Source organism: Candidatus Filomicrobium marinum (assembly GCF_000981545.1).
GTDB lineage: Bacteria > Pseudomonadota > Alphaproteobacteria > Rhizobiales > Hyphomicrobiaceae > Filomicrobium > Filomicrobium insigne.
This window is the reverse complement of record NZ_LN829119.1, coordinates 1,466,681-1,491,851: the sequence shown is the minus strand read 5'-3', so window position 1 is coordinate 1,491,851 and position 25,171 is coordinate 1,466,681. Positions and strand designations below refer to the sequence as shown.

The following is a 25,171-nucleotide window of genomic DNA, read 5'->3' as shown; positions in this document are numbered from 1 at the left end:
ACAATAGGTTCACGAGAGGCGTTCCGGCTACTTTCGGACGTGCCAGCACACAAGGCGCTCTAATGGCCAACCCGACGCGTTCATATGGTCCCGCGGTCCCCCGAATCAATCCCTGCCCTAAAATTCGGGGGTCAATGTCGACATCTACTGACCTCCGAACAACCCGTTCAGTAGCTTTTTGGTGTCGATCTTCTTCTTGCCGGTCTCATCTTCGGTGACGAAGCCGTCGATGATTTCCTGCGCGCTCTTGCCCTTAAACTGCTCTCCAACCTTCTTGATTGCATCAGCGGCTTTATCGGGATCCTTCAGGACATCGCCGAGATCGGGCGTGTAATTCAAGTTGTCGAAGGGACCGTGGACGCGCACCGGGACCTCAATACCGGCAAGTCCTGTCTGGCCGCCTTGTCCCGTCAGGTTAGCGACCAATTTGGGCCGAAGCGTAAAATCGACTTCGCGCGATGGCAGCATGATTTTGCCTGCTCCCGTCAGACGCAGTAGCGGGCTCGCCATATTCAGGTCGTCGCTCTCGGCGACGCCGGCTTTGATCTTAAATGTTGCAGAGAGATTGCTGAAATCGGTTTTCTGAGTCGGGACGCGATTGAAGTCCGACACCCGACCCTGGGTTAATCCACGGATCGCCTGAGCCAAATTAAATCCGACAAGCGCACCGTCCGTAAATCGGAAATCCGCAGTCCCGGACAGCCCTTCAACGATCTCACGTTCACTGCCGCCCTGACTTGCAAGGGCAAGTGAGAGGTTTCCGCGTCCTGCCAGCCAATCGATATCTGCGGCATCCGTCAGCAAGGGCTGGCCTGAAACACCATCGGCGACGATGTTGGCATTGAAACCTAGCGTCGGGTTTGCCGCATTCAGCGTGATGACGCCGCGCGCAGTGCCCTCATAAAGAACGGCCTCCTGCAGATCGGCTTGCATCGTCCCATCCTGGAGTGCGACGGCCAGCTGTGAGCGTCCCGCCTTGAGGCCCTGGAAAAGAAGACGATCGACGCTCAGCGCCAGATCAGCGTCGGCTGCGGACAACAATGTGAGGTCGATCGGCTCGCTACTCCACCCCTTGCGCTTTGTGTAGCCTTTGACCCGTGGCCCCGGCTCGCGAAGCAGATCCTCTATGGACTGCGGCGAGTTCCCCTTTGTTGTTTGCGTGGATGCGGGGCGGACTTTGATAGCGCTAGGTGACTGCGGACTGCCGATGTACTTGTTGAGGTCGAGTTCAGCGAGTTTCAAATTCGCCTTGATGTGCGGACGCCCGGGCCGCTTCGTCACAACAATATCGCCTGCAATCTCGGAACCATCGAGAGTCGACTTGGAATTCAGTAAAGAGATGCTGTTGCCGGCAACCTTGAGCCGCCCTTGAAGACTCAGTGGACCATAGCCAGAGGATTGCGGTAGGGCCGTGCCGAGCCAAGCCGCAAGCTCCCGCAGCGACTTAGCTTCCAAAATCGTGGCACCATCCAGCGCGAGAGCATCGGAGAAAGCGATCGAACCGTCGTAGCCCGCCAGCACCGTGGCAGCCTCAACGGTAGCTTTTAGATCAGCGGGTGCATCCCGCAGGATTGCATCAAGCGACGCCAATGTCGCTGTCGTCGCAACTTTCTCACCTTTCCAGGCAAAATCACCCCGCAGCTGAAGCGGATCGGCAAGGGACGTCAGACCCAAAGCGACATTGATCTGCTCGACCTGATCGCGCGCGCCTGTACGCGCGTCAGCGAAGTGGATCGTGCCGTTGTCTATGCGCACCTCGCCAAGTTCGATCTCGGACATCGATATCGGCGCCGCTTCCGAAGGGGACGCACCAGTTAAAAACCCTCGTGCACTGTCGGGAACAAGCGAAGGGGCGTCAGAGGTCGTTCTGGTGGACGCTTGAGCCAACCGCACAGGACGCAATCGCTCTTGTGAGGCAAACTCCCAGGACTTGGCTCCATTCTCATCCACGCGCAGAGCAAAGACGGGATTGGTCAATACCAGTGTATCAACCGCGATTTTTCCCGACAGCAGAGGGAGCAGTTTCACCCGGACATCGAGGCTGTCCATCGTGACCAACGGTTCGCCGCCCATTTGTGGCGGGGCACCGAGGCTAACGTCACCAAGTGATACGCCAAGCGCCGGGAATATTTTAAATGATGCCGGACCGGCAATCGTCAGATCACGCCCGGTCTTCTGTTTGACCTGCGCCACCAGTTGACTGCGGATCAAGTCCGTTGGCGGTGCAATAACGACAAACGCGAGTCCTGCCGCGATCACAGCCACGACTGCGACGAGGACAAAAACGAGAATGGTGCCGAAGCCGCCGGATGACCGCTGATGTGCCCGGCGCTGGCGTTGCGGCGATCTGCGCGATGGACCGGCGCCCGGCGCCGGTGGGCGGCGTCGCGTTTGGCCATCCTGCTCATAACTCGGCCGATAATCCTGGAAACTCGGGGGCGGGTTTCGGTTGGTCATGGTCGGCCTCGGATTTCCCTTAGATGGGTGCTTGATCGTGCAAACGCGGGCGCGGGATACCATCATGGTAGGACCGGACTATGTCACGGTCCCGCTCTATCCCGCAAAAACTAGGGGTTAAGAACCCACCGGCGCGTCAGAGCCCGCTTCGTATCACAACGGATCGGACACGGCCCTAAGCAATACTCCCTACGCAACTGTTAATTGCACACATACCTCCAGCCTCTCTCGCGAAAGAGCGCGCAAAAAACTGATTCAATTATGTCATTTTATAATCCATCCTTCGCCGTAAAACTGACCCACGAATCAAGCAATTTCAACCTATGGGTGAAATTGTTCTTCTTCGTCGCGCAACTTTGCGGGTGGCGTTTGCGCTCGCTTGCGCACTGATCGCGTGTCTCACTCTGCAGATTTTGCCTGCGAAATTGAAAGCGCGTGTCTCCGGAACGGAAGCGATCTCTGGCGCCGCGCGAATCATCGACGGCGACACGATCGAAATCAAAGGCGAACGCATTCGTCTTAACGGCATAGACGCGCCGGAAACCAGTCAATCCTGCCCTAGCCGCTGGCTTGGCAGCTGGCGCTGCGGAGATGCCGCTGGCCATCAACTTCGCAAGATCATACAGATGCGCACGGTTACGTGTGAGGGGCATGAACGAGACAGCTATGGCCGTCTCATTGGAACCTGTTTTGTGGAAGGGCGGGACATCAACGCCGAGATGGTGCGCGCGGGTTATGCCTGGGCCTTTACCAAGTACTCGGACGTCTATGCTGGAGAACAGCGCGAAGCCGAGGCGGCAAAGGTCGGAATCTGGACGGCTGATAAGCCCGTCAAACCGGCCTGGGACTATCGAAAACAACGCTGGCAAAGCGCACAGCAAACCGCGCCGGCCGGCTGCGCAATCAAGGGCAACATCTCACACGCGGGCCATATCTATCACCTTCCGTGGAGCCCTTGGTACGACAGGGTAAGCATCGACACAGGACGCGGCGAACGCTGGTTCTGCAATGAGGCAGAGGCCATCGCGGCGGGATGGCGTGCTGCGCGGTTCGAATAGCTCTTTCGTGGACGTTGACAAATTATCCGCACTCCACGACTCTCCGCACACATGCAGAAAATTGCAAGGATGCGGCAGGGATTGGATCATGGCTAGCAGCGCGCACTTGGCAGGATGGCAGGGACGTTCCGTGTGGACCAGCGCTTGGGGCTTGACTGTCGCGTGTTTGCTTATGCCAGCCGCCGCACTCGCCGGACCGACGTGGGATGGCCTAAAGCCAGATGTATTTGGCGATCGCGCGATCCTCGATGGCCGTGAGGTTGTTGAACTTTCCGCACCGACGCGACCTGACGACCAAAGCGCGGTGCCTGTTGCGGTCAATGCCCGCTTCCAGGACGGCCGGACGATCAAATCCGTCAGCATTATTGTCGATGAAAACCCCTCGCCGGTGGCAGCCGTCTTCACCATTGGAGGACAACGGCCCCATGTTCGACTCGCTGCCAATTTCCGCTTTAATGCCGAGACGGATGTCCGTGCCGTAATCGAAGCGAGCGACGGGCAGCTCTATATGGTGGAACGCCATGTAAAATTTGCAGGGGGGCAGGCGTCTTGTTCGGCCCCGCCGCAAGGTGACCCAGAGGAAATCCGGGCCACCATGGGACAGATGAAGCTCGCCAACGCTTCAGCTCCCGCAGCGATGAGCCAGATCGAGGCCAAGGCGCGCCTCGACATCTCGCATCCGAACCACACCGGCATGGTCTTGGATCAGATCTCGCTGCTCTACATCCCGTTGCGCATCGTCAGCCAGGTCGATGTGCGGCAGGGCGATGAACTCGTGTTCTCCATGGCTGGCTCCATGACGCTTTCTCAGAATCCGTCAATCGATTTCGATTATCGCGTGAATGGGGCGCATGCGTTGGACGTCACGATCAGCGATAGCGACGGAGTAAGCTGGCAACAGAGCTTCCCGGTCGGTCACGCGAGCTAAGCGCGGTCTCGTTTGATGACGGAGGCTTGACCGCTTTTCCGCCGGCGCCCCAAAACTGCATATTTCTGCAATATTTCCCGATTCTTGACGCGATCCGGTTTTTCTTTTTCGGGGCGCCCCTATCGTGGCAGGCAAACGCCTGCAAGGTAGGCAATCCTGCTTGATACGCCTCTTTATTTCATGCAAAGTTCCAGTCGAAATGGCAACTTTGCAATAAAGAGATTAATTTTGCAGGATTTTGCAGAAGCGTTTCGGCTAGCATTCACACTCGTGCTATCCGGAGATCCAGACCTTCTGGAAATTATCGGTCTGTCGCTGCGCGTCAGTCTCTCGGCGATGCTGATTTCCTGCGCCTTCGGACTCGCGATCGGGGCGACCGTAGCTGTACTGCGGTTTCCGGGGCGGGGCGCGGTAATCGTCCTCATGAATTCGCTCATGGGCTTGCCGCCAGTCGTCGTCGGCCTTGTGGTGTATCTCATGCTGTCGAACGCTGGACCGCTTGGCTTCTTGCAGCTTCTCTACACACCCACGGCCATGATTATCGCGCAGTCGGTCCTCATCACGCCGATCATCGCAGCGCTCTCCCGACAGGTTCTTGAAGACCTCTATTCTGAGTACGCCGAACAGTTCCGTTCCCTTTGCGTGCCAACGCATACCGCCATTGGGGCGTTGTTGTGGGATGCCCGCTACAGCCTCCTGACAGTGGCCCTTGCCGGCTTCGGGCGCGCCGTCGCCGAAGTCGGCGCGGTTATTATCGTGGGCGGCAACATCGCTCATCTTACCCGGGTGATGACCACGGCGATTGCCCTGGAAACCTCGAAAGGTGATCTTGCCCTCGCAATGGCACTCGGCATGGTGCTGCTAACGATCGCCATCCTTGTCAACGCCTCGGTCATGGCCTTGCGCTCAACGGCTGCGAGGCATGCCTATGCTTGATGCGGTGGACCGGACAACCGCGGGGGAACGGATCATTGCGTCAAAGGCCGCACCGCGCGGCTTGTTGCCGATGGAGGCTCGCGGCCTGACGCTGGCGATTAGCGGCAAACGGTTGGTCGATGCCGTCGATCTCGATCTGAACGCCAACTCCATCACAATGATCATGGGGCCGAACGGCGCCGGCAAAAGTCTACTCATCCGGCTTCTGCATGGAATGATCACGCCGACCTCCGGCTCCATAACGTGGTCCGGCGAACAGCTGAATGAAGGCATGCGGCGACGCCAGGCTATGGTTTTCCAAAGGCCCGTGCTTTTGCGACGCTCCGTGGCTGCAAACGTCGACTTTGTGCTGAGTTTGCGCGGCCCCACCGACAAGGCCAAACGCGACCACATTCTCGAGCATGTCGGGTTACTGGAGCACGCGAAGCAACCTGCCCGACTGCTGTCGGGCGGAGAGCAGCAACGGTTGGCCCTCGCTCGTGCTCTGGCGCTTGAACCCGACGTTCTGTTTCTCGACGAGCCGACAGCAAGTCTTGATCCAGCTTCAGTTCTGCGGATTGAGCAAATTGTGTCGAGTGCACACGCGAGCGGCACAAAAATCATCTTCATCACCCACGATTTCGGACAGGCCAAGAGGCTCGCGGGCGACATTGTCCTTATGCATCGCGGTGGTGTGCTTGAGCACACGCCAGCTGAGAAGTTCTTCGAAAAACCCCAGACCGCCAAGGGAGTCGATTTCCTGGCGGGCCGCATCGTCCTTTAAATCAATCAACGTTAGGGAGACGTCCTCATGACCACAACAAAAGCGGGTATGCGCTTCGCAATGGCCCTTGTCCTCGCAGCAGGTATTTCAGTACCAGCTGTCGCCGACGATGCATCGATCATCGTGCAGTCAACGACCTCGACAGCGAACTCCGGTCTTTATGACTATATGCTGCCAATCTTCGAGAAGAAGACGGGCATCAAGGTCAACGTCGTCGCTGTTGGGACGGGCCAAGCGATCAAGAACGCACAGAACTGCGACGGCGACGTGCTGCTCGTTCACGCCAAATCAGCCGAAGAAAAATTCGTTGCCGACGGCTTCGGCTTGAAGCGCAGTGACGTCATGTACAATGACTTCATCATCGTCGGGCCGCCTTCCGATCCAGCCAAAATCAAAGGTGACAAATCAGCGGGCGACGCCTTGAAGAAGATTGCGGGGGCCAAAGCCAACTTCGCCTCGCGCGGTGACAACTCCGGTACGCACAAAGCGGAGATCAAGCTTTGGAAGGCCGCAGGCGTCGACATCAAAGATTCGAGTGGTCAGTGGTATCGGGAAACGGGCTCCGGTATGGGCGCGACACTGAACACCGCTGTAGGAATGGGCGCATATGCCCTGACGGATCGCGGCACCTGGATCAGCTTCAAGAACAAAGGCGATTTCGAAATTCTCGTTGAAGGCGACAAGTCGCTATTCAACCAGTATGGCATCATGCTCGTGAACCCAGAAAAGTGCCCGAACGTGAAGGCAAAGGCCGGCCAGTCCTTCATCGATTGGGTCCTGTCGGCTGACGGGCAGAACACGATCCGCTCATTCCAGCTCGATGGCAAGCAGCTGTTCTTCCCTAACGCTGAAGCCGAACCCATGCAAAAGGCTGGCTAAGCCACATCGCGGCGAGCACTGATCTCTCAATCCAAAAAGCCTGGAGTTCCCTCGCGGAGCTCCAGGCTTTTTCTATTTGCTTCTATTCGGGCCGATCAGGCGCTCAAACCATTAAAGTGGACGCGGCCAAAACCGCTTACGTCATAGCCTGCGTAATCGGCGGCACACTCGGTGAAGGTTGATGATCGGCAAAACGCAAGCAACTTCTGCATCGGCGGTTCGAACCAAGCGCGACGGTCGACAAGAAGATCGTAGCGCTCGTTACAAATCGGTACGAAGTCGAGGCGATACTTGGCAGCCAGGGCTTCCAAACCAAACGCAGCGTCGGCCTTGCCCTCAAGAACGGCGACGGCCGCATCAGTTTCCGACCGCGCAGCGGGGATGAATTGGACGTCGGTGTCGGATAGCCCGTTCTCGGCCATCACGTGCTCCAAAAGGATCTGGCTGCCGGCCTCAGGCTGACGCGGAACGACTCGGTGTCCCTTGAGGTCTCCAATCGTTGCGAACTTTTCCGCCTGTCCTTTGGCAACGATCAAGCCACGACGACGCCAAGCCCATTCCACAAGGATGCAGCTGGCAAGACCAAGGCGCGCATTGACTATCGGAACATTCCAGTCGCCGGTCGCCGCGTCGATAAGGTGAATACCCGCTGCAATGCCCTGGCGGCTGCAAAACCGCTCCAAGCCATCGCTGCTGCCATCAAAAAACGTCGCGATACCACAGCGGGACTCGAGCAATGCCCAGTCCAGTAACGGATCATGACTTCCAAGGAACACGTTCGGGCGTTGGCCAGCGGCTCCGAGAGCCCCGGCGTCCGTATTATTGGACAGCCAGGCATCCACCCCGTCGCGCGGGAACAGCAATTTGCCTGTTGCGCGCGTGCATGGAATGCCACCCGACGCGGCAAGGTCGTAAACCTTGCGCTCCTTCAAGCGCAGCAAATCGGCGACTTCTTTCGTGGTCAGGTATCTGTGCATCGAAGCTCTCGAACCAATAGCGTGGTAGATTATGCAGTGGTGCGCCGGAACTTGCAAAGCTGAACGCTGCCGACTTTGGTTTTGTGTTGGCGATGCGTTACCCATGCCGAATGGACATTGCTGGTGTTCAAGCTCCTGAAACTCAGGTGGAGCGCGTTTGGTTAATCCGCTGCAGCGTTAGCCGCATGCGCCACCGGCTGGAACATTTGCCGGTACTGACCCGGCGTCAGCCCCGTGCACCTTTTGAACAGTCGCCGAAAGAACGCAGCGTTCTCGTATCCAACTGCGGAGGCAACATCTTCGGACGGGCCGCGTTCGGTTTCGAGCAATCGTTTGGCGTCTTCAATTCTCAGGTTCTGGACATAACGCATGAGGGTGGCGCCCGTGGCAGTTTTGAAGCGCCTCTTTAAGCTCCGTTCGGGAATCCCACATGCTGCCACCGCTCCTGAAACTGCATTCGCTTCGCGGAAATGACGGGCGAGCCAGTCTTCGGCGCGGCGTACGGCTGAATCCGCGTGTGGCTGGCGGCGCATGAGGCTCGCATAGGGAAGCTGTCCTTCGCAGTGCCATTTCAACAGATAGACCTTCGCTATCCGCATTGCTTCTCCCGGGCTGCAATGACGAGAAATGATATGAATGGCGAGATCGTGCCACGACGTGGCACCGCCTGCCGTAACGATGCGTCCTGACGGGTCGGCGAAAACGAGATTGGGATCGGGTTTGAACCGAACGCGTGGGAAACTTCTGCGGAACAGATCCTCATAGCCCCAGTGCGACGTCGCCTCACGACCTTCAAGCAAACCGCTCGCCGCGAGCAGAACGGAACCCGAGCAGGCCGAATAGATCGTGCTGCCATCGTGATAACGCTGCACGAGCCATTCCTTTAACTCCCGGTAGCGATCGCTAAGGTCGTCAGTTGGGGCGAGCCAAAGTTCGGGCAGTATTATCAGCTCGGCTGTGGCGGCGGTCGCCAAGTCTAGATCGGGACTGACTGGAATGGCATTGCCGCAGCAGAAGGGCTTTCGGTTCAGCGAAACAATTCTAGGGCGTATCAACGTACCGCCTTCCCCTTCTCCAACCAATTCCTGCCAGAGCGTTCCCGTGGCTGAAAGCACGTCGACGATCCCATAGAGCGCGGACCCGGCCGTCTCCGGCAAAGCTATTATGAATGCTTCGATCGGCTCAGGCTGCTCCACGTTTCATCCGCGTTCGTGGCATGAAAAGATCGCTTTTGGCGAAACTCGATCTGATGTCGCGACGGTGTCAAGCGCAATGTTTCAGGATCAGCGCTGCCCTCCTTCCAGTGAGCTGCGCGATTTGTGATCCAGATGCAAAGGAGCATGACCATGGAACAGCATGCGATGATCGCCGAGGAAGCATTACTCATCAACGGATTGGACGTTACGGCCGCCCGGAACACTATTGCAGCCATCCAGGCGGACAAATCTTTGGCACGGTTTCAATTTCGTGCGCGCAACACGTGGATTAGCGGCGGCGAGAACCGCTCGACGATCCGAGATTTTTATGGAGTAGGGCGGGAGGACGATTCACGTACTATGACGTTCGAATTCACCAACGGAGAGCCGGCCGTTCTACTCGGTGACAACGAGGGGGCAAACCCGGTTGAGTTCCTGCTGCATGCCCTCGCCGGTTGCGTCACGACGACTTTCGTTTTGCATGCGATGGCGCGCGGCATCCACATCCGCGACCTTTCGACGGAGCTTGCAGGCGATATCGATCTCCAAGGCCTGCTAGGGATCGATGAAAGTGTGCCGCCGGGCTACGAGCAGATTCGCATCCGCATGCACGTCGAAGCTGATTGCTCTGAGAAGGATCTGGAAGACCTCATGACCTATGCCCAACAGCATTCACCGGTTTGCAATACCGTCTGCCGACCGGTGCCTGTGGTCATTGAACGGGCCAAGGGTTGAGTGCCCTTCGGAAAAACTGCTCCCAGATGAAACCAGCGACGCGCTACTCAATAGCGCGTCGGCGTTTGCGCATTGAGTTGAGCATTCCCAAATGGCCGACGAGGAATTATTGGTCTTTGGAGTATCGCTTTCATGAAAAGAGGATCACTTCACGTCACGCGTCGCGCCCTTTCGCTCGGCATGGCATCTGCAGCTCTGTGCACTCTGGGTTGGGAGCAGACCGGCGCCTTTGCCGCCGCGCCTATGCTCGGCGTTAAACGGCCAAAGATCTACCGTTTCAAACTCGGCGCGTTCGAGATCACGAATATTCTGGACGGTGTCCTGCAGCGCTCGGGTCCGCACCCCATTTTCGGACATGACCAGCCCGTGCAAGTCGTCCAGGAGTTCGCGCGGGCCAACCAGCTTCCCGACACGACGCTAGAGAACCCCTACATCGTTACGCTCGTGAACACCGGCAACGACCTTGTGCTGTTCGACACGGGGAACGGTGGCGCGCGCGGCAGCGATGTCGGCATGCTCGCTGAGCTCTTGCCTCAAGCGGGTTATAAGCCGGAACAGGTGGACATCGTTGTCATAACGCATGGGCATCCCGACCATATCGGCGGGTTGATGTCAGCCGGTCGCCCGACCTTCCCGAACGCGCGCTACGTTTTTGGCCAAGTCGAGTTCGACTACTGGAAGGCCGGTAAAGATGTCCCCGAAGCCCGCCAGAAGAACCGCGAGCTTTTTCTCAAGGTTGCTGTACCCATTGCGGATAAGGCCACGTTCATCGCTCCAGGCCAAAACGTCGTCTCAGGCGTTACCGCCGTCGATGCCTTCGGGCATTCGCCGGGGATGCTAGCGTACAACATTGAAAGCGAGGGGCGACGCCTCTTGCTTTGGGCCGACGTCACCAACCACTACGTGATGTCTCTCATGAAACCCGAGTGGCACGTTTCTTTTGACCACTCCAAAGAGGATGCCGTTGCTACACGCAGGCGTATCCTCGATATGGTCGCGACCGATGCTATCCCGGCCATTGGCTATCACATGCCGTTCCCAGCCGTTGGCTTCGTGGAGAAGACGACTGAAGGCTATCGCTGGGTACCAGCCAGCTATCAGTTCAATTTGTGAGTGCTTGCCCTGGTCTCGCGGCGCACGCAGGACGATACAAATCCGCCGTCGCGAACAGCGACGGCGGATTACGCACGTACCAAAATCAGGAAGACTGCGGTGCCAGTTGTTGTGACCGCTGTGTCTCTATTTCGTGCAGCAGCGCGTCGCGATCGCCGTTGAGCGCTGGTGGACCACGACGAATCCGGAAATCCTGCCCGGACATGGCGACCGGCGGTCCGAAGGTTTTGATCTCTCGTCCCGACGGCAGGCTGATCGTTTCGATCCATCCCATCGCGTCGACCTGAGGATCTGCGAGCGCGGCCCCATAATCATTGATCGGCGCCGACGGGACACCAGCGTTAGAGAAACGCGTCAACCATGTCTCAGCGGTATCGGCAGCAAACTTCTCCTCGAGAAGTTCTTTGAGTGCTTCCTGGTTCTTAGCGCGATCCGTCGTGGTGGTGAAACGCGGATCGCTTTTCAGTTCCGGAAGATTGGTTACGTCACAGACCATTTCCCAAAGGCGGTCGTTGCCCGCTGCGATAACGAAAAATCCGTCTTGCGCGCGGAATGCCTGATAAGGGGCATTTCTCGGATGGGCTGAACCAAGTTTCTTGGGAGCCTTGCCATTCGCGAAATACTCACTGGTCTGAAGCGCCGCAATGCCAAGTGAGCAGCCCAGCATCGACGCATCGATATGGCACCCCTGGCCGGTTTCGCGTGCCGCCAGCAATGCCGTGGAAATATTGTAGGCTGCGTAGAGGCCCGTGGCGAAGTCAGCAATCGGCACACCGCACTTTACGGGCTCGCCACCTTCATGGCCAGTGACGCTCATGATGCCCGCGATCGCCTGCATCGTAACGTCGAAAGCGCCCTGCGAAGCGCGCGGCCCCGTCTGCCCGAATGCGGAAATCGAGCAATAAATGAGGCGCGGATTAATCTTGGCAGCCGTATCGTAATCCAATCCCAACCGTTTCATTACGCCGGGGCGGCTGTTCTCGACCAACACATCGGCGCCTCGGATAAGGTCCAAGGCAACGTTCAGATCGTCTTCGTTCTTCAGGTCCAGCGCTATGGAGCGCTTGTTCCGGTTAATCGAAGCAAAGTTATCGCTGTAGCCGTCTACGATGGGCGGCCACGCCCGCATTGCATCTCCACTCGGCGGCTCGATCTTGATTACGTCCGCCCCCATGTCAGCCATCAGCATACCGCAGAAGGGTCCAGCCGCGATCTGGCAGATCTCAATCACGCGAATGCCGCTCAACGGCAATTGTCCCTTTTGCTCTCGGCTGTTCGTCATTTGTTGGTCCTGTCTGGATGTGCCGGAGTCGGCGAAGTGCACAAAGATCCGCATCGCCCGATGGCCCAGGGCGATCTCGCGGATACCCGCTGGCGACCGGGCGGTCGCCAGCGGAGAGTTTTTGTATCAAAGGCCGGCGAGAAGTTCCTTCAGCGTCTCCTGACGCTGCTTCCACATCTCCTGAACCTCTTCGCGGTTCATCACTTCCAAGGCCGCGCCGCCAGCTTCCATTTTGTCTTTGACGTTTGGATCCTGGAACATCTTGTAGACGCGGTCGGCGAGGAACTTGATGTGCTCTTCCGACGTCCCCTTGCGGACCATGATGCCGCGGTACTGAACGGAGGAGTTGTCGACGTCGAGACCCAGTTCCTTCATCGTCGGAACGTCAGGAAGGAAGGGACTGCGCTTCAGATGGGCGATCGCGAGAATCTTCACGTTGCCGGCTTTCTGCGCCCGGTAGGCATCGGAGACGTTGTTGACGCCGCCCATAACTTCACCGGCAAGCACTGACTTCAGAGCGCCGACTGCACCCGCGGAATTTGGAATGTATGCGAGCTTGACGTCTGCTGCCTTCTGGATCTGGAGGGCAGCGATATGATGGCCGACATAGAGACCTGCACCGGAGAACGTGAACTTGCCCGGGTTCTCCTTGGCGTAGTCCAGCACTTCCTGCATCGTGTTGAATTTGCTGTCCTTGGACACTACGAAGACGGCCGGATCCGCACCCCAATTCGCGATCGGCTCGAAGTCGTCAGCAGAGTAGCTCACGCCACCTTCGATCGACTGAGCAATGAAATGAGGAACGTTGTACGTGCCGAGCGCATAACCGTCCGTGCCGGCCTCTTTCTTGAACCAGTTAAAGGCGACACGACCGCCGGCACCCGGCTTGTTGATGATTGCCATCGGCTGGCCGAGATAATCTTCCTTGATCGCATTCATAGTCGCAATGCGAGCCTGGAAATCGGTTGCCCCACCAGGACCGTAGGCAACCATCAGCGTCATCGGCCGATCAGGATATTTCGTGTCAGCTGAAACACTTCCGGCCATGGCCAGCGTGCACACTGCTGGCAAAGCGAGCAACTTTAGCGCCCTTCCGAGCATAGATCGTCTCCTCTCTACAATTCTTGCAAACGTTTTCAGATAATTAGCCCGTTGGGCGTAAAGACCTTCAGCGCGATGCCAAAGATCAGGTACATCGCCGCGGTGAAGGCTGCGGAGATGATGAGACGTTTCACCCATGTCATAACTTGCAGGTGTGACGCCCCGTCGTAGACGGTCAGGACCGCCAGAACTGCCACCGCGCTGGCCGAATAGAAGCCAAGTGTGCGCAGCAGCAAAAAGATATAGACCAGCACGATCAGCAAACCGGGCCCAATGGCCTTCATCATTTCAGCAGACAGGCCATCGCCGGATTGAGACAAGCCGAGCAATGCGCGGCCAAGCGACCACAGAGAAAGGGCCACAAACACTGTCGAAATGATGCGCGGAAAAAGGTAGGCAGCAGCCGGCTCCTGCGTGTAGCTAAGCCAGCAAACCCACACGCCAACAAAGGTGACAATTGCCGTAGGAAGGACTCGTTGAAGTTGCATCAGGCCGCTACCTCCTTCGTGGACTTCCGGCGTTGCTTCATCTCCATGACCAGCGTGTAACCCACCGAAACAACGATGATTGCAATCAGCACCAGGTTCAAAGTTCCCGTCAGGAAGTAGGCCATGCGCCCAACTGTGGCGTCAGCAATCATCGAACCTTGAATGAAGTTCGTTTCCGCGATTGGCCCCAGGATCAGCCCGAGCACCAGAGGCGCCGCCGTAAATCCGTATCGCTCGAGGAAGAACATCGCGATACCCAGCAAGACCATGACGTAAACGTCGTCCATTGAGCTCTGGATTGAGTAGGATCCGAAGACCGCGAGAACCAAGACGATAGCCGCCATAACCGGTCTTGGAACCATGGCGACGCGCGCAGCTACGCCGGCGATATAAAGGCCGAAGATGAGCATCAGGAACTGGCCAACCAACATCGAGTTGATGAAGGTCCAAGCGACCTCTGGGTAATTATTGAAAAGATCGCTACCCGGGAAAATGCCGTGGATCAGCAAGCCTCCAAGCAGAACCGCCGCAGTAGGACTGCCAGGAATTGAGAGTGTAAGGAGCGGCACCAACGAAGGTCCGACCATCGCGTTGTTGGCTGCCTCAGCGGAAATGATCCCCTCAGAATGTCCCGTCCCAAACTTTTCAGGTTCACGAGAAAAACGGCGAGATTGATCATAGGCGACGAGACCAGCGATCTGCCCCCCGATACCTGGAATGATACCGACGATACTGCCCACAATCGTCCCGACCGCTAGCGCCCTCGTGCGCGACAGAACTTCGCGAACCGCCTTCATTATCGGATGCGGAGCAACCTTTATGACCTCGCTGCTGCCGCCGGCTCCCTGCATCGCAAACATCGTGAGAACCTGGGGAATGGCAAACAGCCCCACCAGCGCAGCGATAATGTTGATGCCGCCACTCAATGACTCGTGGAAAATGAACCGCTGCGCGCCCATGACGTCATCGAAGCCAATGGTGCCAAGCCAAATGCCGATGCATCCGGACAGCAATCCCTTGACGACAGACTTGGAGTCCAGCGTCGCGATCATCGTGACACCAAGGATCGCAAGCCAAAACAGGTGCGAGGGACCAAAAGCCAGCGCCCATTTCATCAACACCGGCGACAGGAAGATGAGGAGGAACACACCTATAACGCCGCCAATTAGTGAAGAGATAAACGAGATCTGTAGAGCTTTTCGCCCCTCGCCCTTTTGCGCCATCGCGTAGCCATCAAGGGTCGTCGCGATATTGGACGGCGCACCAGGAATCTTGAGAAGGATGGCGCTGATGGCGCCCCCAGCAACAGTCGAAGTGTAGGCTGCCCCAAGCAGGATGAGCCCCTGCGCGGGCTGAAGATGGAATGTGAAGGGGATCAGCAGTGCGACTGCCAACGTCGGCGATAGACCGGGCGTCGCACCCAGAATCAGACCGCCGATTGTACCACCGACCAACAGCAGAAAAGACACAGGCTCAAAGACATTGCCCAGATAGTGAACAAATTCCATCTTCCCTCCCTTTGGACGCTTAACGCCTCTTATCGAGCGGAGGGTAATGAATGAAAACTATATTGCAAACGTTTTCATAAGACGCTATAATTCAACAAAAATACTAAGGAATTTCAGATGGATAAGGCTAGCATCATTTCCGTTGCAAACGTTGCAGGCGTTTCACCGTCTACCGTTTCGAGAGTATTTAACCATCCTCATCTGGTACGCAGCTCAACGCGGAAAGCCGTCGAACAAGCGGTTCAAGATCTTGGCTATATCCGCAACCGTGCGGCCCATGCGATGCATGGCAAGCGCAGCGGAACCATCGCCCTCGTGGTCCCGACAGTTGACAACACGATCTTCTCGGAACTGATCCAGGCTTTCAGCGACGCGGTGGACGCAGAAGGCTTCACGATCCTGATCGCATCACACAGCTATAACCTCGAACTTGAGCATAGCCATTTGCGCAAATTGCTTGAGTATCGCGTGGACGGAATCGCCCTTGTCGGCTTCGATCATCACGACGCAACCTACAAACTCATTGCACAGCAGAAAATACCGGCCATCGCCATCTGGACGTACGATGAAAGCTCTCGGCTACCCTGCGTCGGGGCTGATAACCGCCATGCCGGTGCAGTGGCAGCCCGGCACCTCTGCGAGCTCGGGCATCGCGACATCGGTCTCATCTTCGCAGAGACCTTAGACAATGACCGCGCGCGGTACCGCATAGGGGGTGTGCTGGAGGTGTTTTCAGAGTACGGAGTCCGCCAACGTGATATGTGGAGCGCAACCTCACCGTATGTTCTCGATATCGCAAAGCGCGTTTGCCTCGACGTGCTTTCCGCGCGGCCCCGCCCGACTGCACTCCTCTGCGGCAATGACGTTATCGCCCACGCTGCAATCTATGCTGCACAACGCGCCGGTCTCCACATCCCTGACGACATCTCCATTATGGGTATCGGGGACTATGCAGCCTCATCGGCTATCGAGCCTGGATTGAGCACCGTCCGCATTCCCGCAAACCGAATTGGGTCAGTCGCCGGAAGATTGCTCACGGCACATATCGCCGATCCGGATAGCACGCCGCTCGTCCATAATCAGTTCGATACCGAACTCGTTCTTCGAGCTTCCACCAAAGCGATTGGCTGACGTCTTGTCGGCAACGTTGCACCTCCCCGAGCCTGCAATTCTCAGCTGAACCTTGATCTGGTGGTGGACGCCGCCTCGCCGGTATGGGCTTGTGCCTATGTGTTCGAGGATCAGGTACGACAACATTTCGCCCTCGACCAACCTGATCCGCATACTGGACGAGCGGTCGCCTCCCCTTGCCCTTCCCAGCGCCTGATCCAAGAGACGTTTAGCACCTCGTCCTCCAGCCTGGGTCCTGGCGGCAATTAGGGCCGCGTAGATCGCACCACCGCGGCACATTTTGTCTGCGAACCTAGATCGTCGAGTTTCCGCCGAAAGTTTTCGCGAGTAGCACCCACGAACTTCCGTCGTTCTGCCAACCTTCCTTGATCATCTGCCGGCGTGCTTTCTCGACGTAGCCATGGCGTTCGTACAATCGACGTGCTGATGGGTTGGCGTCCGATACAATTACGCTCATGCCACTTCTAAGGCTCTGTTTACCGCAGGTGTCGGCGAAATCGAGGAGCGCAGACCCGAGACCTTGATTTCGGTACTCTGGCATCACCGCCAGGACATTCACGTACCACGTATCCGGGGCAAGGTTCTCCAACTGCTGCAGGGGAACAAACATCGCTGGCATGTCGTCAGGAATCGGTTCTGGCGCCGAGCTGATTTCATAGCCGATCAGGCATCCGGCCGGTCGCCAGTTCACCTCAGCGACCGTGGCGTTGCGATAGGAGAAACTACCGTCGTCGCGCCGCGCGCGTTCAAGGCCAACATCCCACGCCGATTGACCCGACATGGCCAATTGCTCCCAGAGGTAGCGAGGAAGCCCCTCGCCTGCGTAGTTGACCAATTTGGCCAGCACGTCCGCGTCTTCTCGTTTGCCCGGCCTAAGTTTCAGATCCATCAGCATGACCTCCCGCTCCGTCGCAACGCGGCGCATTGCGACGGAGCGGGAGCCGATGTGCAATCTGCCAAAATTCGTCATAAGCGCTCCCAAATGTTTGTACAGGGCGCTCATACGGCAGATATCCGAGAGTTTCTGTTCCGAGTGTAACGCGTGAAAAATGCGAGTGTTTGATATTGCGGGAGCCGTCGGGCCCATCTCAGAAATTGAGTGAATTCTGAGGAGGCCCAGGAGCCTCATTCCGTCGTATGTCCGGCGGACGGCCGTCAGTTGAGATAGAAGCTCACGCCAAACATTGCGACCGTTTCATCGAGATCAACATTCACGGTTGATCCGAGCAGATCCAAGCTCTCGGTTTCGAACTCGTAATGCAGCACCTGCGCAAACACGCCGATGGCAGGGGTCACCAAAACTTCTGCTCCTGCGCCCAGCACAAAGCCAGTCAGGATCGCATTATCGGAGCCCGCTGACGTCGTTGTTTGCGAAGGCGAAATGGTCGTGACAGTGGTGGATTGTGAAGCGTTTGCCTCAAGCCGGGCAAACGCTATGCCGCCGGTGGCGTAGAGGAGGACGTTGGGGGCAGCGAGGACGCCGACTTTGCCGCGAACACTGGCCTTCCATTCGAGATCCAGCCCAACCGCAGTTTGGCTCTCGACCGTTGTTTCCTCAAGGCAGCCGTCACCGCAGACATCTACAATCGCCATGGCGGACTGGGAGGTTGACGCATGCGCGCTGCCGTCGAGCCAGTTGAAATCGGTCACGAGGCCTAAGACGAGGCCGCCTTGTTGAATGAAGTTGCCGCCGCCCTGAATCCCACCGATCGCTCCCCCGAAATCACCGAGGTTGCTGAAAGCTCCGGGCGGATTGCTGGAAACGTCGATATTGTCCCAACTGTATCCGAGTTGGCCGCCGATATAGGGCTTCGTCCAGTCAGGCTCCTGAGCTGTCGCGTTAGCTGACAGCACGAGAGTGCCGAGAATAAAAGCGGCATTTGCGATCCAAAACTGACGCAAAACTGACACTGCAAACACACCGGGTACGCACGAAACTGAATATTCCCAACTGCTTAGCTTATATCCCGAAGGTGCTCGTCGGTGGTTGCCATAATGCAACGGAACCTGCTGGTCTGCTGAGCCTAAGCTCGCTTCAGGTGTTCACCTTCGACCCATATCGTGCGAAGCACGCCATCATCCCCCGTGAACTCAAGCTCAATCCAGCCGATATCATTGATACCCATGACCTTTAGGGTGGTTCCTATCTGCGATTCAATCGCTCGCACATCTCTGTAAGCGAGGTCTGTCGTCAAAAATGCGGGTAGGCTAACAAGAATAACAAAGTCTCCATTGGTTACCTTGCACCCATCTTTGTCCCGTGTCGCACTCCCCAAGCGCTTCCTCCCAGGCTACTTTCGAAACTGAAAGTTGCGCAACAACCACAGCGAACATGCAACGCGTGCCGCACGTAATAAATTCAGCCCGCAAATCACAGTAAGAGTACGGATTGTTACGGCAGGAAGGTGCTTCGTCCTGGTAGCCCGTCGGTAACCCGAGCCCAGCGCCTATAAAATTGGTCAGAAAATTAGCCAAAGAATTCATGGCGCACCCGGCAGGAGTCGAACCTGCGACCTTCGGAATCGGAATCCGACACTCTATCCAGCTGAGCTACGGGTGCTTGAAGGCACGTAGATAGCCTATCCGGACCGCGTGCGCAATTGAGCAGATGCCGGTAAATAGTCTCCAGCCGAAATCGGGTTGGCCCGGACGGGCCAAAAAGCGCAGGAGACAAGCGTCAATGCCAGAATTCAAGCCGCTGCGGCCGGGTGAATTGAAAATCGAACTGCCGCCCGAAATCGATGCCGGACTGCAGTTCATCGGGGTGATCCGGACCCCGTGGCCCACACCATCGGACTGCCCGAAGAACTCCGCGGAACGGAAAGATGTGGAGGCAAAAATTGAAGTGTCGCCGCTGTTCGCGCCCGGCCTGAAAGATATTGCGCTGTTCGACCATCTCATTGCGCTTTATTGGCTTGACCAGTCACGACGTGATCTGATCGTCCAATCGCCGAGCCATCTCGATGCCCCGCGTGGCGTTTTCGCGCTTCGATCGCCTGTACGACCCAACCCTATCGGGTTGTCCGTCATCGAACTTGTTGATGTCGCGGACAACGTTTTGACCATCCGCAATATCGATTGCGCCGACGGGACGCCTCTTCTCGATCTCAAACCCTACTTCTCGACGACGGACAGCTATCCAGACGCACAGCGACCCTAACGGGCATGTTGTATAGAGCGTTAATTTTACGCGAGGCGACTAGCTCGCCGCTTGCGCCGGTGTCAGTTCCGGTTGGCGCAACTCTGTTCGCGCCTGCCGGATGATCTGCCATCCGCCACTGGCGCCAAGTGCCGCCATGATTGTTGCGACGATCAGATCTGGCCATGCCGTGCCGGTCCCGAAAACACCTGCAGCGGCAGCCAGAACGGCGATGTTGCCAATCGCGTCGTTGCGCGAACAGATCCAGACCGACCGCATGTTCGCATCCCCGGTCCGAAAGCGGTAAAGCATCATCGCCACGCCCGCGTTGGCAAGGAGCGCGAGAACGGCGACAACTCCCATGGTACCGGCTTCAGGTAACGTCCCCGCATATGAGTGCCATGCGGTGGAGGCCAGCACGGCGGTGCTCAGTACCGCGAGCGACCACCCCTTGACCAGCGCAGCACGTGCTCGCCACGCGAGTGCCATGCCCGCGACCCAGAGACTGATCGCGTAGTTGGCGGAATCTCCCAGGAAATCGATGGCATCAGCTTGGAGTGAGGCCGAGCCGGCTGCGACGCCGGCCACGATCTCTGCGAGGAACATACCGGCGTTGACAGCAAGCGCTATCCAAAGTGCCTGCCGCCACTGCGGACTATTGTTTGGATTGCTGGACGAGCAGGTATCGTGTTGGCAGCAGCCGACCATATCGTCACCTTGTCAAATTCGGCCCACGATTCAAATGAACCCTGTCATCATTATAGGGTCAACACATGGCGGCTATCGATCGGAGACATCGTCAGAATCGACTGAGGGCTGCGGATCAGTTGCCAACAGGATGTTCACAGACCGTCCACTGTTGCCATCTAACATCTTCATGCAGCAAGCCTTTTTGCGTCACACTTGGCTTATCGCGACTGTTACGCGACAGCTAAGGGAGCACGACGACGATGATGGAGTTCCGCTCTGTCCAAGGTAGCCTGATCGAGGCTGAAGCTGCCCGCAACCGGGCACGTGAAACGCGCATGCGCCGCGCGCTTCAACGTATCCTGACTGCGGCCGAAGGTGTGCCGGGCTATGCCCCGATGAATTGGTCCGATGTCGCCGAAGTGGCGCGCGAAGCCCTGGACGCCGACCGCCCGGCTGGATCAAACCGCTAATCCGGCGTCTTCTCCAGAGCGATTCGCGGCCAGCGAGGGGCCGCGAAACAGGGTCCAACGATTTGACGCAAGAGTTTAGCGGACTGCAGGTGACCGGGGCTTCGGTTTCAGCCTATAGTCCCGGCCCATGAGCACATCCAAAATAGCAGACTCCATCACCACGACGTGTACGGTGCCGGAAGGCGAGCCGGTGCCCGTCATCAAGGGCAGCCACGTCTATCTGGTCGATGGCTCCGGATATATTTTCAGAGCTTTTCACGCTTTGCCGCCGTTGACGCGTCCCTCGGACGGGTTGCCGGTCGGAGCGGTCCACGGTTTTTGTCAAATGCTGTGGAAGCTGCTCGCCGACAGCAAGGCGTCGGAGGCTCCGACCCACATCGCGGTGGTGTTCGACCATTCCGCCAAGACGTTTCGCAACGATATTTATGCCGACTACAAGGCCAACCGGCCGCCACCGCCGGAAGAGCTGATCCCGCAATTTCCGCTTATCCGAACGGCGGTGCAGGCCTTCAATGTCGCTTGCATCGAACAGGAAGGCTACGAGGCGGACGACCTGATCGCGACATTCGGACGGCAAGCGCTCGACGCAGGTGCCGACGTTACGATTATCTCGTCCGATAAGGATCTGATGCAGCTCGTCAGACCCGGCCTGGTCATGATTGATGGCATGAAAAACAAGCGCATCGGTCCGGACGAGGTGCGCGAAAAATTCGGCGTTCCGCCCGACAAAGTCGTCGACGTGCAAGCGCTTGCAGGGGATTCCGTCGACAACGTTCCGGGGGTGCCGGGAATCGGTGTTAAGACGGCGGCCGAACTGATCAATACGTTTGGCGATCTCGATGCCTTGTTGGAACGTGCAGGAGAGATCAAACAGCCAAAGCGGCGTGAACGGCTCACCGAGTTTGCCGATCAGGCCAGGGTCAGCCGCGATCTCGTTCGGCTCGACGCTAATGTTCCCGTCAACGTCAAGCTGGAAGCCCTTGGTGTTCGCGATCCTGAGGCGGGATCCCTGCTCGGCTTCCTCCAGGAGATGGAATTTAACACGCTGACGCGGCGCATCGCAGAGAAGCTCGGTGCGGAGCCACCGCCCGCTTTGAAGGTTTCCGTGGGCGTGACGGTCGCGAAAGTGAAGACCGTTACTGTGGTCGACGACACATCGCGTGCTGCGTCGTCTCCAGGTGGGGCGGGCACACCTGGCGCCTCGGTTGCGCATGGAAATCTGCTCGCGACAGAGCCCGCGATCGACAGGACTAAATATGAGACGGTGACGACGACGGAACAGTTGTCCGACTGGATCACACGCGCCTATGAAACCGGCCATTTCGCCTTCGATACGGAGACCACGGGGCTCGACGCCATGCAGGTGGATCTCGTTGGCCTTTCGATCGCCACCGAACCAGGTGCGGCCTGTTACGTGCCGCTGGGTCACGTCGCGGCGGGCGGTGGGCTCGATTTTGGTGGTGAGAGCGACCTCGTGCAAATGCCCATACGCGAGGCGCTCGACCTGCTCAAACCCCTGCTCGAAGACCCCAGCATTCTGAAGATCGGGCAGAACCTAAAGTACGACTGCCTCGTCATGCAGCGTTACGGCATTCGGTTGAACAGCTTCGACGATACGATGCTGATCTCCTATGCCCTCGACGGCGGCCGCGGCGGCCACGGCATGGACGAACTGGCCATGCGCCATCTCGGCCATAGCTGCGTGCCATTCTCAAAAGTAATTGAGACGGCGCCAGGCGGAAAAAAGGCGACGAAAACGTTTGCAGCGGTGCCGATCGACAAAGCGACAGAGTACGCCGCGGAAGACGCTGAGGTGACGCTGCGGCTGTGGCATAAGCTGAAGCCACGTCTCGTCGCCGAACGCATGACCAGTGTTTACGAAACGCTGGAGAGACCTCTCGTGCGCATCATCACCGACATGGAATGTTCTGGGATCAAGGTCGACCGAACGATCCTCTCGCGTTTGTCCGGCACGTTCCAGCAGCGGATCGCGGCTCTAGAGGCTGAGGTCCACGAATTGGCGGGGGATACGTTCAATCTCGGGTCCCCGCGGCAGCTCGGCGTTCTGCTGTTCGACAAACTGAAGTTGCCAGGCGGGAAGAAAACGAAAAACGGACAGTGGGAAACGCGCGCAAGCCTGCTGGATGATCTCGCGAACAACGAGGACCTTCCTGAAGATGCTCGTCGTCTAGTCCTGACAATGCTGGAGTGGCGGCAGCTCTCAAAGCTACGATCGACTTATACGGACGCCTTGCCGAATTACATTCATCCCGAAAGCGGTCGCATTCATACGTCGTATGCCATGGCGTCGACGACGACTGGGCGCCTGGCTTCGTCGGATCCCAACCTCCAGAACATTCCGATTCGGACGAAAGAAGGACGTGAAATCCGTACTGCCTTCATTTCATCGGAGGGGGCTAAGCTCATTTCGGCAGACTATTCGCAGATCGAGTTGCGGGTTCTCGCGCATATTGCGGATATCGCTCAGTTGAAGCAGGCGTTCGCAGACGGCCTCGACATTCACGCGATGACTGCGTCCGAGATGTTCGGGGTGCCTGTGGAAGGCATGCCCGGCGAAGTGCGGCGGCGCGCCAAAGCGATCAACTTCGGGATCATCTATGGGATTTCGGCGTTCGGGCTCGCCAATCAGCTCGGAATTTCACGCGAAGAAGCCGGTCAATACATTAAAACCTACTTCGAGCGCTTCCCCGGCATTCGCGACTACATGGATCAGACCAAGAAGTTCGCCCACGAGAATGGCTACGTGACCACGATCTTTGGCCGTCATGTCCATTATCCCGAGATCAATACGCGTAATCCGTCCATGCGTGGCTTCTTGGAACGTGCGGCGATCAACGCGCCGATACAGGGCTCGGCCGCCGATATCATCCGGCGCGCCATGGTGCGCATGCCCGCGGCACTCGAAAACGCGAACCTGCGTTCCGCACGCATGCTCCTGCAGGTCCACGACGAATTGATCTTCGAGGTTGCCGATGCGGACGTCGATCGCACAATCGAAACCGTGCGCTCTGTGATGGAGGGTGCAGCGGAACCGGCGGTCAGGCTTAGCGTGCCAATCCATGTCGACGCGAAGGCTGCAGACAACTGGGAAGCGGCGCATTGAGCAACGCTTCACGGGCTGCCGAACCAAATTGATGGGATTGCCGTTGTCCGTATTCGACTGTTTGAGAGGTGAGGCGGTTAGTCTCCCTCGCGGCTCCGGCACGTTGAAGATGCACTACCGGGCTGTTTGATCTACTCTCGGGTGCCACTTCGGCGATGCTTTTGATCGAGAGGTGCCCTGTGACCCAGAAATTCACTGTCGGCCTCAAACTTGAGGGGAAAGCGAACCACGTTGTCGTTGAGGCGGAAGATGCGCTCGTCGCCGCCCTTAAGGCGAAGATTGTTCATCCCGAAGCGATGATCACCTATTCCCGGAGAAGCAATCAACGGGGCGATAAGCGCAACCCTCCCGAAGAGCGCATCGCACATCCGTGAGATCCGAGGCCGCCTTCAAAAAAAGAGGGAGCCCTGAGGCTCCCTCCAACGTGGATTCTCGATCGAGAAAAAACGATCAGACCATGTACTGGCCACCGTTGGCCGAGATCGTCGAACCGGTGATGAAACCAGCATCTTCGGAGGCCAGGAATACTACGATACGTGCGATTTCTTCAGGCTCACCCAATCGGCCGACAGGAATGTACGGCAGGATGTTCTTTTCAAGTACCGCAGGGTCGATGGCGCGCACCATCTCAGTGCCGATGTAGCCCGGGCAGATCGCATTGACGGTGATGCCCTTGAATGCACCTTCCTGTGCGAGCGCTTTCGTAAACCCGAGATCGCCGGCCTTCGAGGCTGAGTAGTTCACCTGGCCCATCTGGCCCTTCTGGCCATTGATCGACGAGATATTGATGATGCGGCCAAACTTGCGATCACGCATGCCTTCCCAGACGGGCCGGGTCATATTGAACAAGCCGTTGAGGTTGGTGCCGATGACCGCGTCCCACTGCTCACGTGTCATCTTGTGGAACATGCCGTCACGCGTAATGCCGGCATTGTTGACGAGGACATCCACAGGACCGACCTCGGCCTCAACGCGCTTGATGCCTTCGGCGCACGCGTCAAAGTCGGCAACCGACCACTTGAAAACCGGAATACCAGTTGCCGCCTTGAATTTCTCAGCTGCCTCATCATTGCCGGCGTAGTTGGCGGCAACACGATATCCGGCTTCTTTGAGTGCAACAGAAACGGCGTGACCGATACCGCGCGTACCACCTGTAACGACGGCTACCCTTGCCATGTTTTCTTCCTCTTCCTAGT

23 protein-coding genes and 1 tRNA gene are annotated in these 25,171 nt (G+C 57.6%); 12 read left to right on the top strand and 12 right to left on the bottom strand.

Translation table 11 applies throughout. The features are described from left to right. Positions 1 to 144: 144 nt before the first annotated feature. Entirely contained in the window at positions 145 to 2,457 is a 2,313-nt protein-coding gene (locus YBN1229_RS07155; protein WP_046477660.1) for an AsmA family protein, read from the bottom strand. Positions 2,458 to 2,780: 323 nt separating this feature from the next. Here YBN1229_RS07155 and YBN1229_RS07150 point away from each other — a divergent pair, with 323 nt between their 5' ends. From YBN1229_RS07150 to YBN1229_RS07130, 5 genes are all read left to right on the top strand, one after another. Continuing rightward, positions 2,781 to 3,515: a thermonuclease family protein gene (locus YBN1229_RS07150; RefSeq protein WP_082101057.1), complete on the top strand. Its 735-nt coding sequence runs from the start codon at positions 2,781 to 2,783 to the stop codon at positions 3,513 to 3,515. Between the two features lie 88 nt (positions 3,516 to 3,603). Further along, positions 3,604 to 4,443, top strand: coding sequence for a quinoprotein dehydrogenase-associated SoxYZ-like carrier (locus YBN1229_RS07145; protein ID WP_052743767.1), 840 nt, complete (start codon positions 3,604 to 3,606; stop codon positions 4,441 to 4,443). A gap of 228 nt (positions 4,444 to 4,671) precedes the next feature. Further along, positions 4,672 to 5,379 carry an ABC transporter permease gene (locus tag YBN1229_RS07140; RefSeq protein ID WP_046477658.1) on the top strand — a complete coding sequence of 236 codons (708 nt, stop codon included), beginning with the start codon at positions 4,672 to 4,674 and terminating at the stop codon, positions 5,377 to 5,379. Next, entirely contained in the window at positions 5,372 to 6,142 is a 771-nt protein-coding gene (locus YBN1229_RS07135) for an ATP-binding cassette domain-containing protein (protein WP_046477656.1), read from the top strand. The genes YBN1229_RS07140 and YBN1229_RS07135 overlap by 8 nt, the downstream gene beginning before the upstream one ends. Positions 6,143 to 6,169: 27 nt before the next feature. Further along, complete coding sequence (locus YBN1229_RS07130; RefSeq protein ID WP_052743766.1) at positions 6,170 to 7,021, top strand: substrate-binding domain-containing protein; 852 nt, start codon at positions 6,170 to 6,172, stop codon at positions 7,019 to 7,021. 95 nt (positions 7,022 to 7,116) lie between these two features. On the opposite strand, the gene YBN1229_RS07125 is transcribed toward YBN1229_RS07130, so the two are convergent. Both YBN1229_RS07125 and YBN1229_RS07120 read right to left on the bottom strand, forming a co-directional pair. Beyond that, positions 7,117 to 7,998: a helix-turn-helix transcriptional regulator gene (locus YBN1229_RS07125; protein WP_046477653.1), complete on the bottom strand. Its 882-nt coding sequence runs from the start codon at positions 7,996 to 7,998 to the stop codon at positions 7,117 to 7,119. 161 nt (positions 7,999 to 8,159) lie between these two features. Beyond that, positions 8,160 to 9,194, bottom strand: coding sequence for a GlxA family transcriptional regulator (locus tag YBN1229_RS07120; RefSeq protein ID WP_046477652.1), 1,035 nt, complete (start codon positions 9,192 to 9,194; stop codon positions 8,160 to 8,162). A 150-nt stretch (positions 9,195 to 9,344) separates the two neighbouring features. Between YBN1229_RS07120 and YBN1229_RS07110 the strand changes: the two genes are divergently transcribed. Further along, a complete protein-coding gene (locus YBN1229_RS07110; RefSeq protein WP_197540891.1) occupies positions 9,345 to 9,929 on the top strand; it encodes an OsmC family protein in 585 nt (194 codons plus the stop codon). A 132-nt stretch (positions 9,930 to 10,061) separates the two neighbouring features. Beyond that, a complete protein-coding gene (locus tag YBN1229_RS07105; RefSeq protein WP_076605292.1) occupies positions 10,062 to 11,042 on the top strand; it encodes an MBL fold metallo-hydrolase in 981 nt (326 codons plus the stop codon). Between the two features lie 85 nt (positions 11,043 to 11,127). On the opposite strand, the gene YBN1229_RS07100 is transcribed toward YBN1229_RS07105, so the two are convergent. The 4 genes from YBN1229_RS07100 to YBN1229_RS07085 form a co-directional block, all read right to left on the bottom strand. After that, positions 11,128 to 12,324, bottom strand: a complete 1,197-nt coding sequence (locus YBN1229_RS07100; RefSeq protein WP_046480099.1) for a CaiB/BaiF CoA transferase family protein — start codon at positions 12,322 to 12,324, stop codon at positions 11,128 to 11,130. 126 nt (positions 12,325 to 12,450) lie between these two features. Further along, positions 12,451 to 13,425: a Bug family tripartite tricarboxylate transporter substrate binding protein gene (locus tag YBN1229_RS07095; RefSeq protein ID WP_046477649.1), complete on the bottom strand. Its 975-nt coding sequence runs from the start codon at positions 13,423 to 13,425 to the stop codon at positions 12,451 to 12,453. 35 nt (positions 13,426 to 13,460) lie between these two features. Further along, positions 13,461 to 13,913, bottom strand: coding sequence for a tripartite tricarboxylate transporter TctB family protein (locus YBN1229_RS07090; protein ID WP_052743765.1), 453 nt, complete (start codon positions 13,911 to 13,913; stop codon positions 13,461 to 13,463). Then, positions 13,913 to 15,421, bottom strand: a complete 1,509-nt coding sequence (locus YBN1229_RS07085; protein ID WP_046477642.1) for a tripartite tricarboxylate transporter permease — start codon at positions 15,419 to 15,421, stop codon at positions 13,913 to 13,915. The genes YBN1229_RS07090 and YBN1229_RS07085 overlap by 1 nt, the downstream gene beginning before the upstream one ends. A gap of 117 nt (positions 15,422 to 15,538) precedes the next feature. Between YBN1229_RS07085 and YBN1229_RS07080 the strand changes: the two genes are divergently transcribed. Next, positions 15,539 to 16,552, top strand: coding sequence for a LacI family DNA-binding transcriptional regulator (locus YBN1229_RS07080; protein ID WP_046477641.1), 1,014 nt, complete (start codon positions 15,539 to 15,541; stop codon positions 16,550 to 16,552). Between the two features lie 292 nt (positions 16,553 to 16,844). Here the strand turns inward: YBN1229_RS07080 and YBN1229_RS07075 are convergent, their stop codons facing one another. From YBN1229_RS07075 to YBN1229_RS07060, 3 genes are all read right to left on the bottom strand, one after another. Then, the gene (locus YBN1229_RS07075) at positions 16,845 to 17,522 is read right to left on the bottom strand and encodes a GNAT family N-acetyltransferase (protein WP_052743764.1); all 678 of its coding nucleotides are present in this window, start codon (positions 17,520 to 17,522) and stop codon (positions 16,845 to 16,847) included. A 185-nt stretch (positions 17,523 to 17,707) separates the two neighbouring features. Then, positions 17,708 to 18,463 (bottom strand): outer membrane protein, encoded by a 756-nt coding sequence (locus YBN1229_RS07070; protein ID WP_160298691.1) that lies wholly within the window; start codon positions 18,461 to 18,463, stop codon positions 17,708 to 17,710. A 572-nt stretch (positions 18,464 to 19,035) separates the two neighbouring features. Next, a tRNA-Arg gene (locus tag YBN1229_RS07060) sits at positions 19,036 to 19,112 on the bottom strand. Between the two features lie 120 nt (positions 19,113 to 19,232). Between YBN1229_RS07060 and tsaA the strand changes: the two genes are divergently transcribed. Continuing rightward, on the top strand, positions 19,233 to 19,712 hold the full coding sequence (gene tsaA / locus YBN1229_RS07055; RefSeq protein ID WP_046477635.1) for a tRNA (N6-threonylcarbamoyladenosine(37)-N6)-methyltransferase TrmO: 480 nt from the start codon (positions 19,233 to 19,235) through the stop codon (positions 19,710 to 19,712). Positions 19,713 to 19,751: 39 nt separating this feature from the next. On the opposite strand, the gene YBN1229_RS07050 is transcribed toward tsaA, so the two are convergent. Then, positions 19,752 to 20,399 carry a cation transporter gene (locus YBN1229_RS07050; protein WP_046477633.1) on the bottom strand — a complete coding sequence of 216 codons (648 nt, stop codon included), beginning with the start codon at positions 20,397 to 20,399 and terminating at the stop codon, positions 19,752 to 19,754. A 242-nt stretch (positions 20,400 to 20,641) separates the two neighbouring features. Here YBN1229_RS07050 and YBN1229_RS07045 point away from each other — a divergent pair, with 242 nt between their 5' ends. The 3 genes from YBN1229_RS07045 (at position 20,642) to YBN1229_RS07035 (ending at position 24,349) form a co-directional block, all read left to right on the top strand. Continuing rightward, positions 20,642 to 20,851, top strand: a complete 210-nt coding sequence (locus YBN1229_RS07045; protein ID WP_046477631.1) for a hypothetical protein — start codon at positions 20,642 to 20,644, stop codon at positions 20,849 to 20,851. A 127-nt stretch (positions 20,852 to 20,978) separates the two neighbouring features. Next, positions 20,979 to 23,975 carry a DNA polymerase I gene (gene polA, locus YBN1229_RS07040; protein WP_082101052.1) on the top strand — a complete coding sequence of 999 codons (2,997 nt, stop codon included), beginning with the start codon at positions 20,979 to 20,981 and terminating at the stop codon, positions 23,973 to 23,975. Positions 23,976 to 24,154: 179 nt separating this feature from the next. After that, positions 24,155 to 24,349, top strand: coding sequence for a hypothetical protein (locus YBN1229_RS07035; protein ID WP_244465033.1), 195 nt, complete (start codon positions 24,155 to 24,157; stop codon positions 24,347 to 24,349). A gap of 76 nt (positions 24,350 to 24,425) precedes the next feature. Here YBN1229_RS07035 and YBN1229_RS07030 read toward each other — a convergent pair whose 3' ends face one another. Beyond that, entirely contained in the window at positions 24,426 to 25,151 is a 726-nt protein-coding gene (locus tag YBN1229_RS07030; RefSeq protein ID WP_046477629.1) for a beta-ketoacyl-ACP reductase, read from the bottom strand. Positions 25,152 to 25,171: the final 20 nt, after the last annotated feature.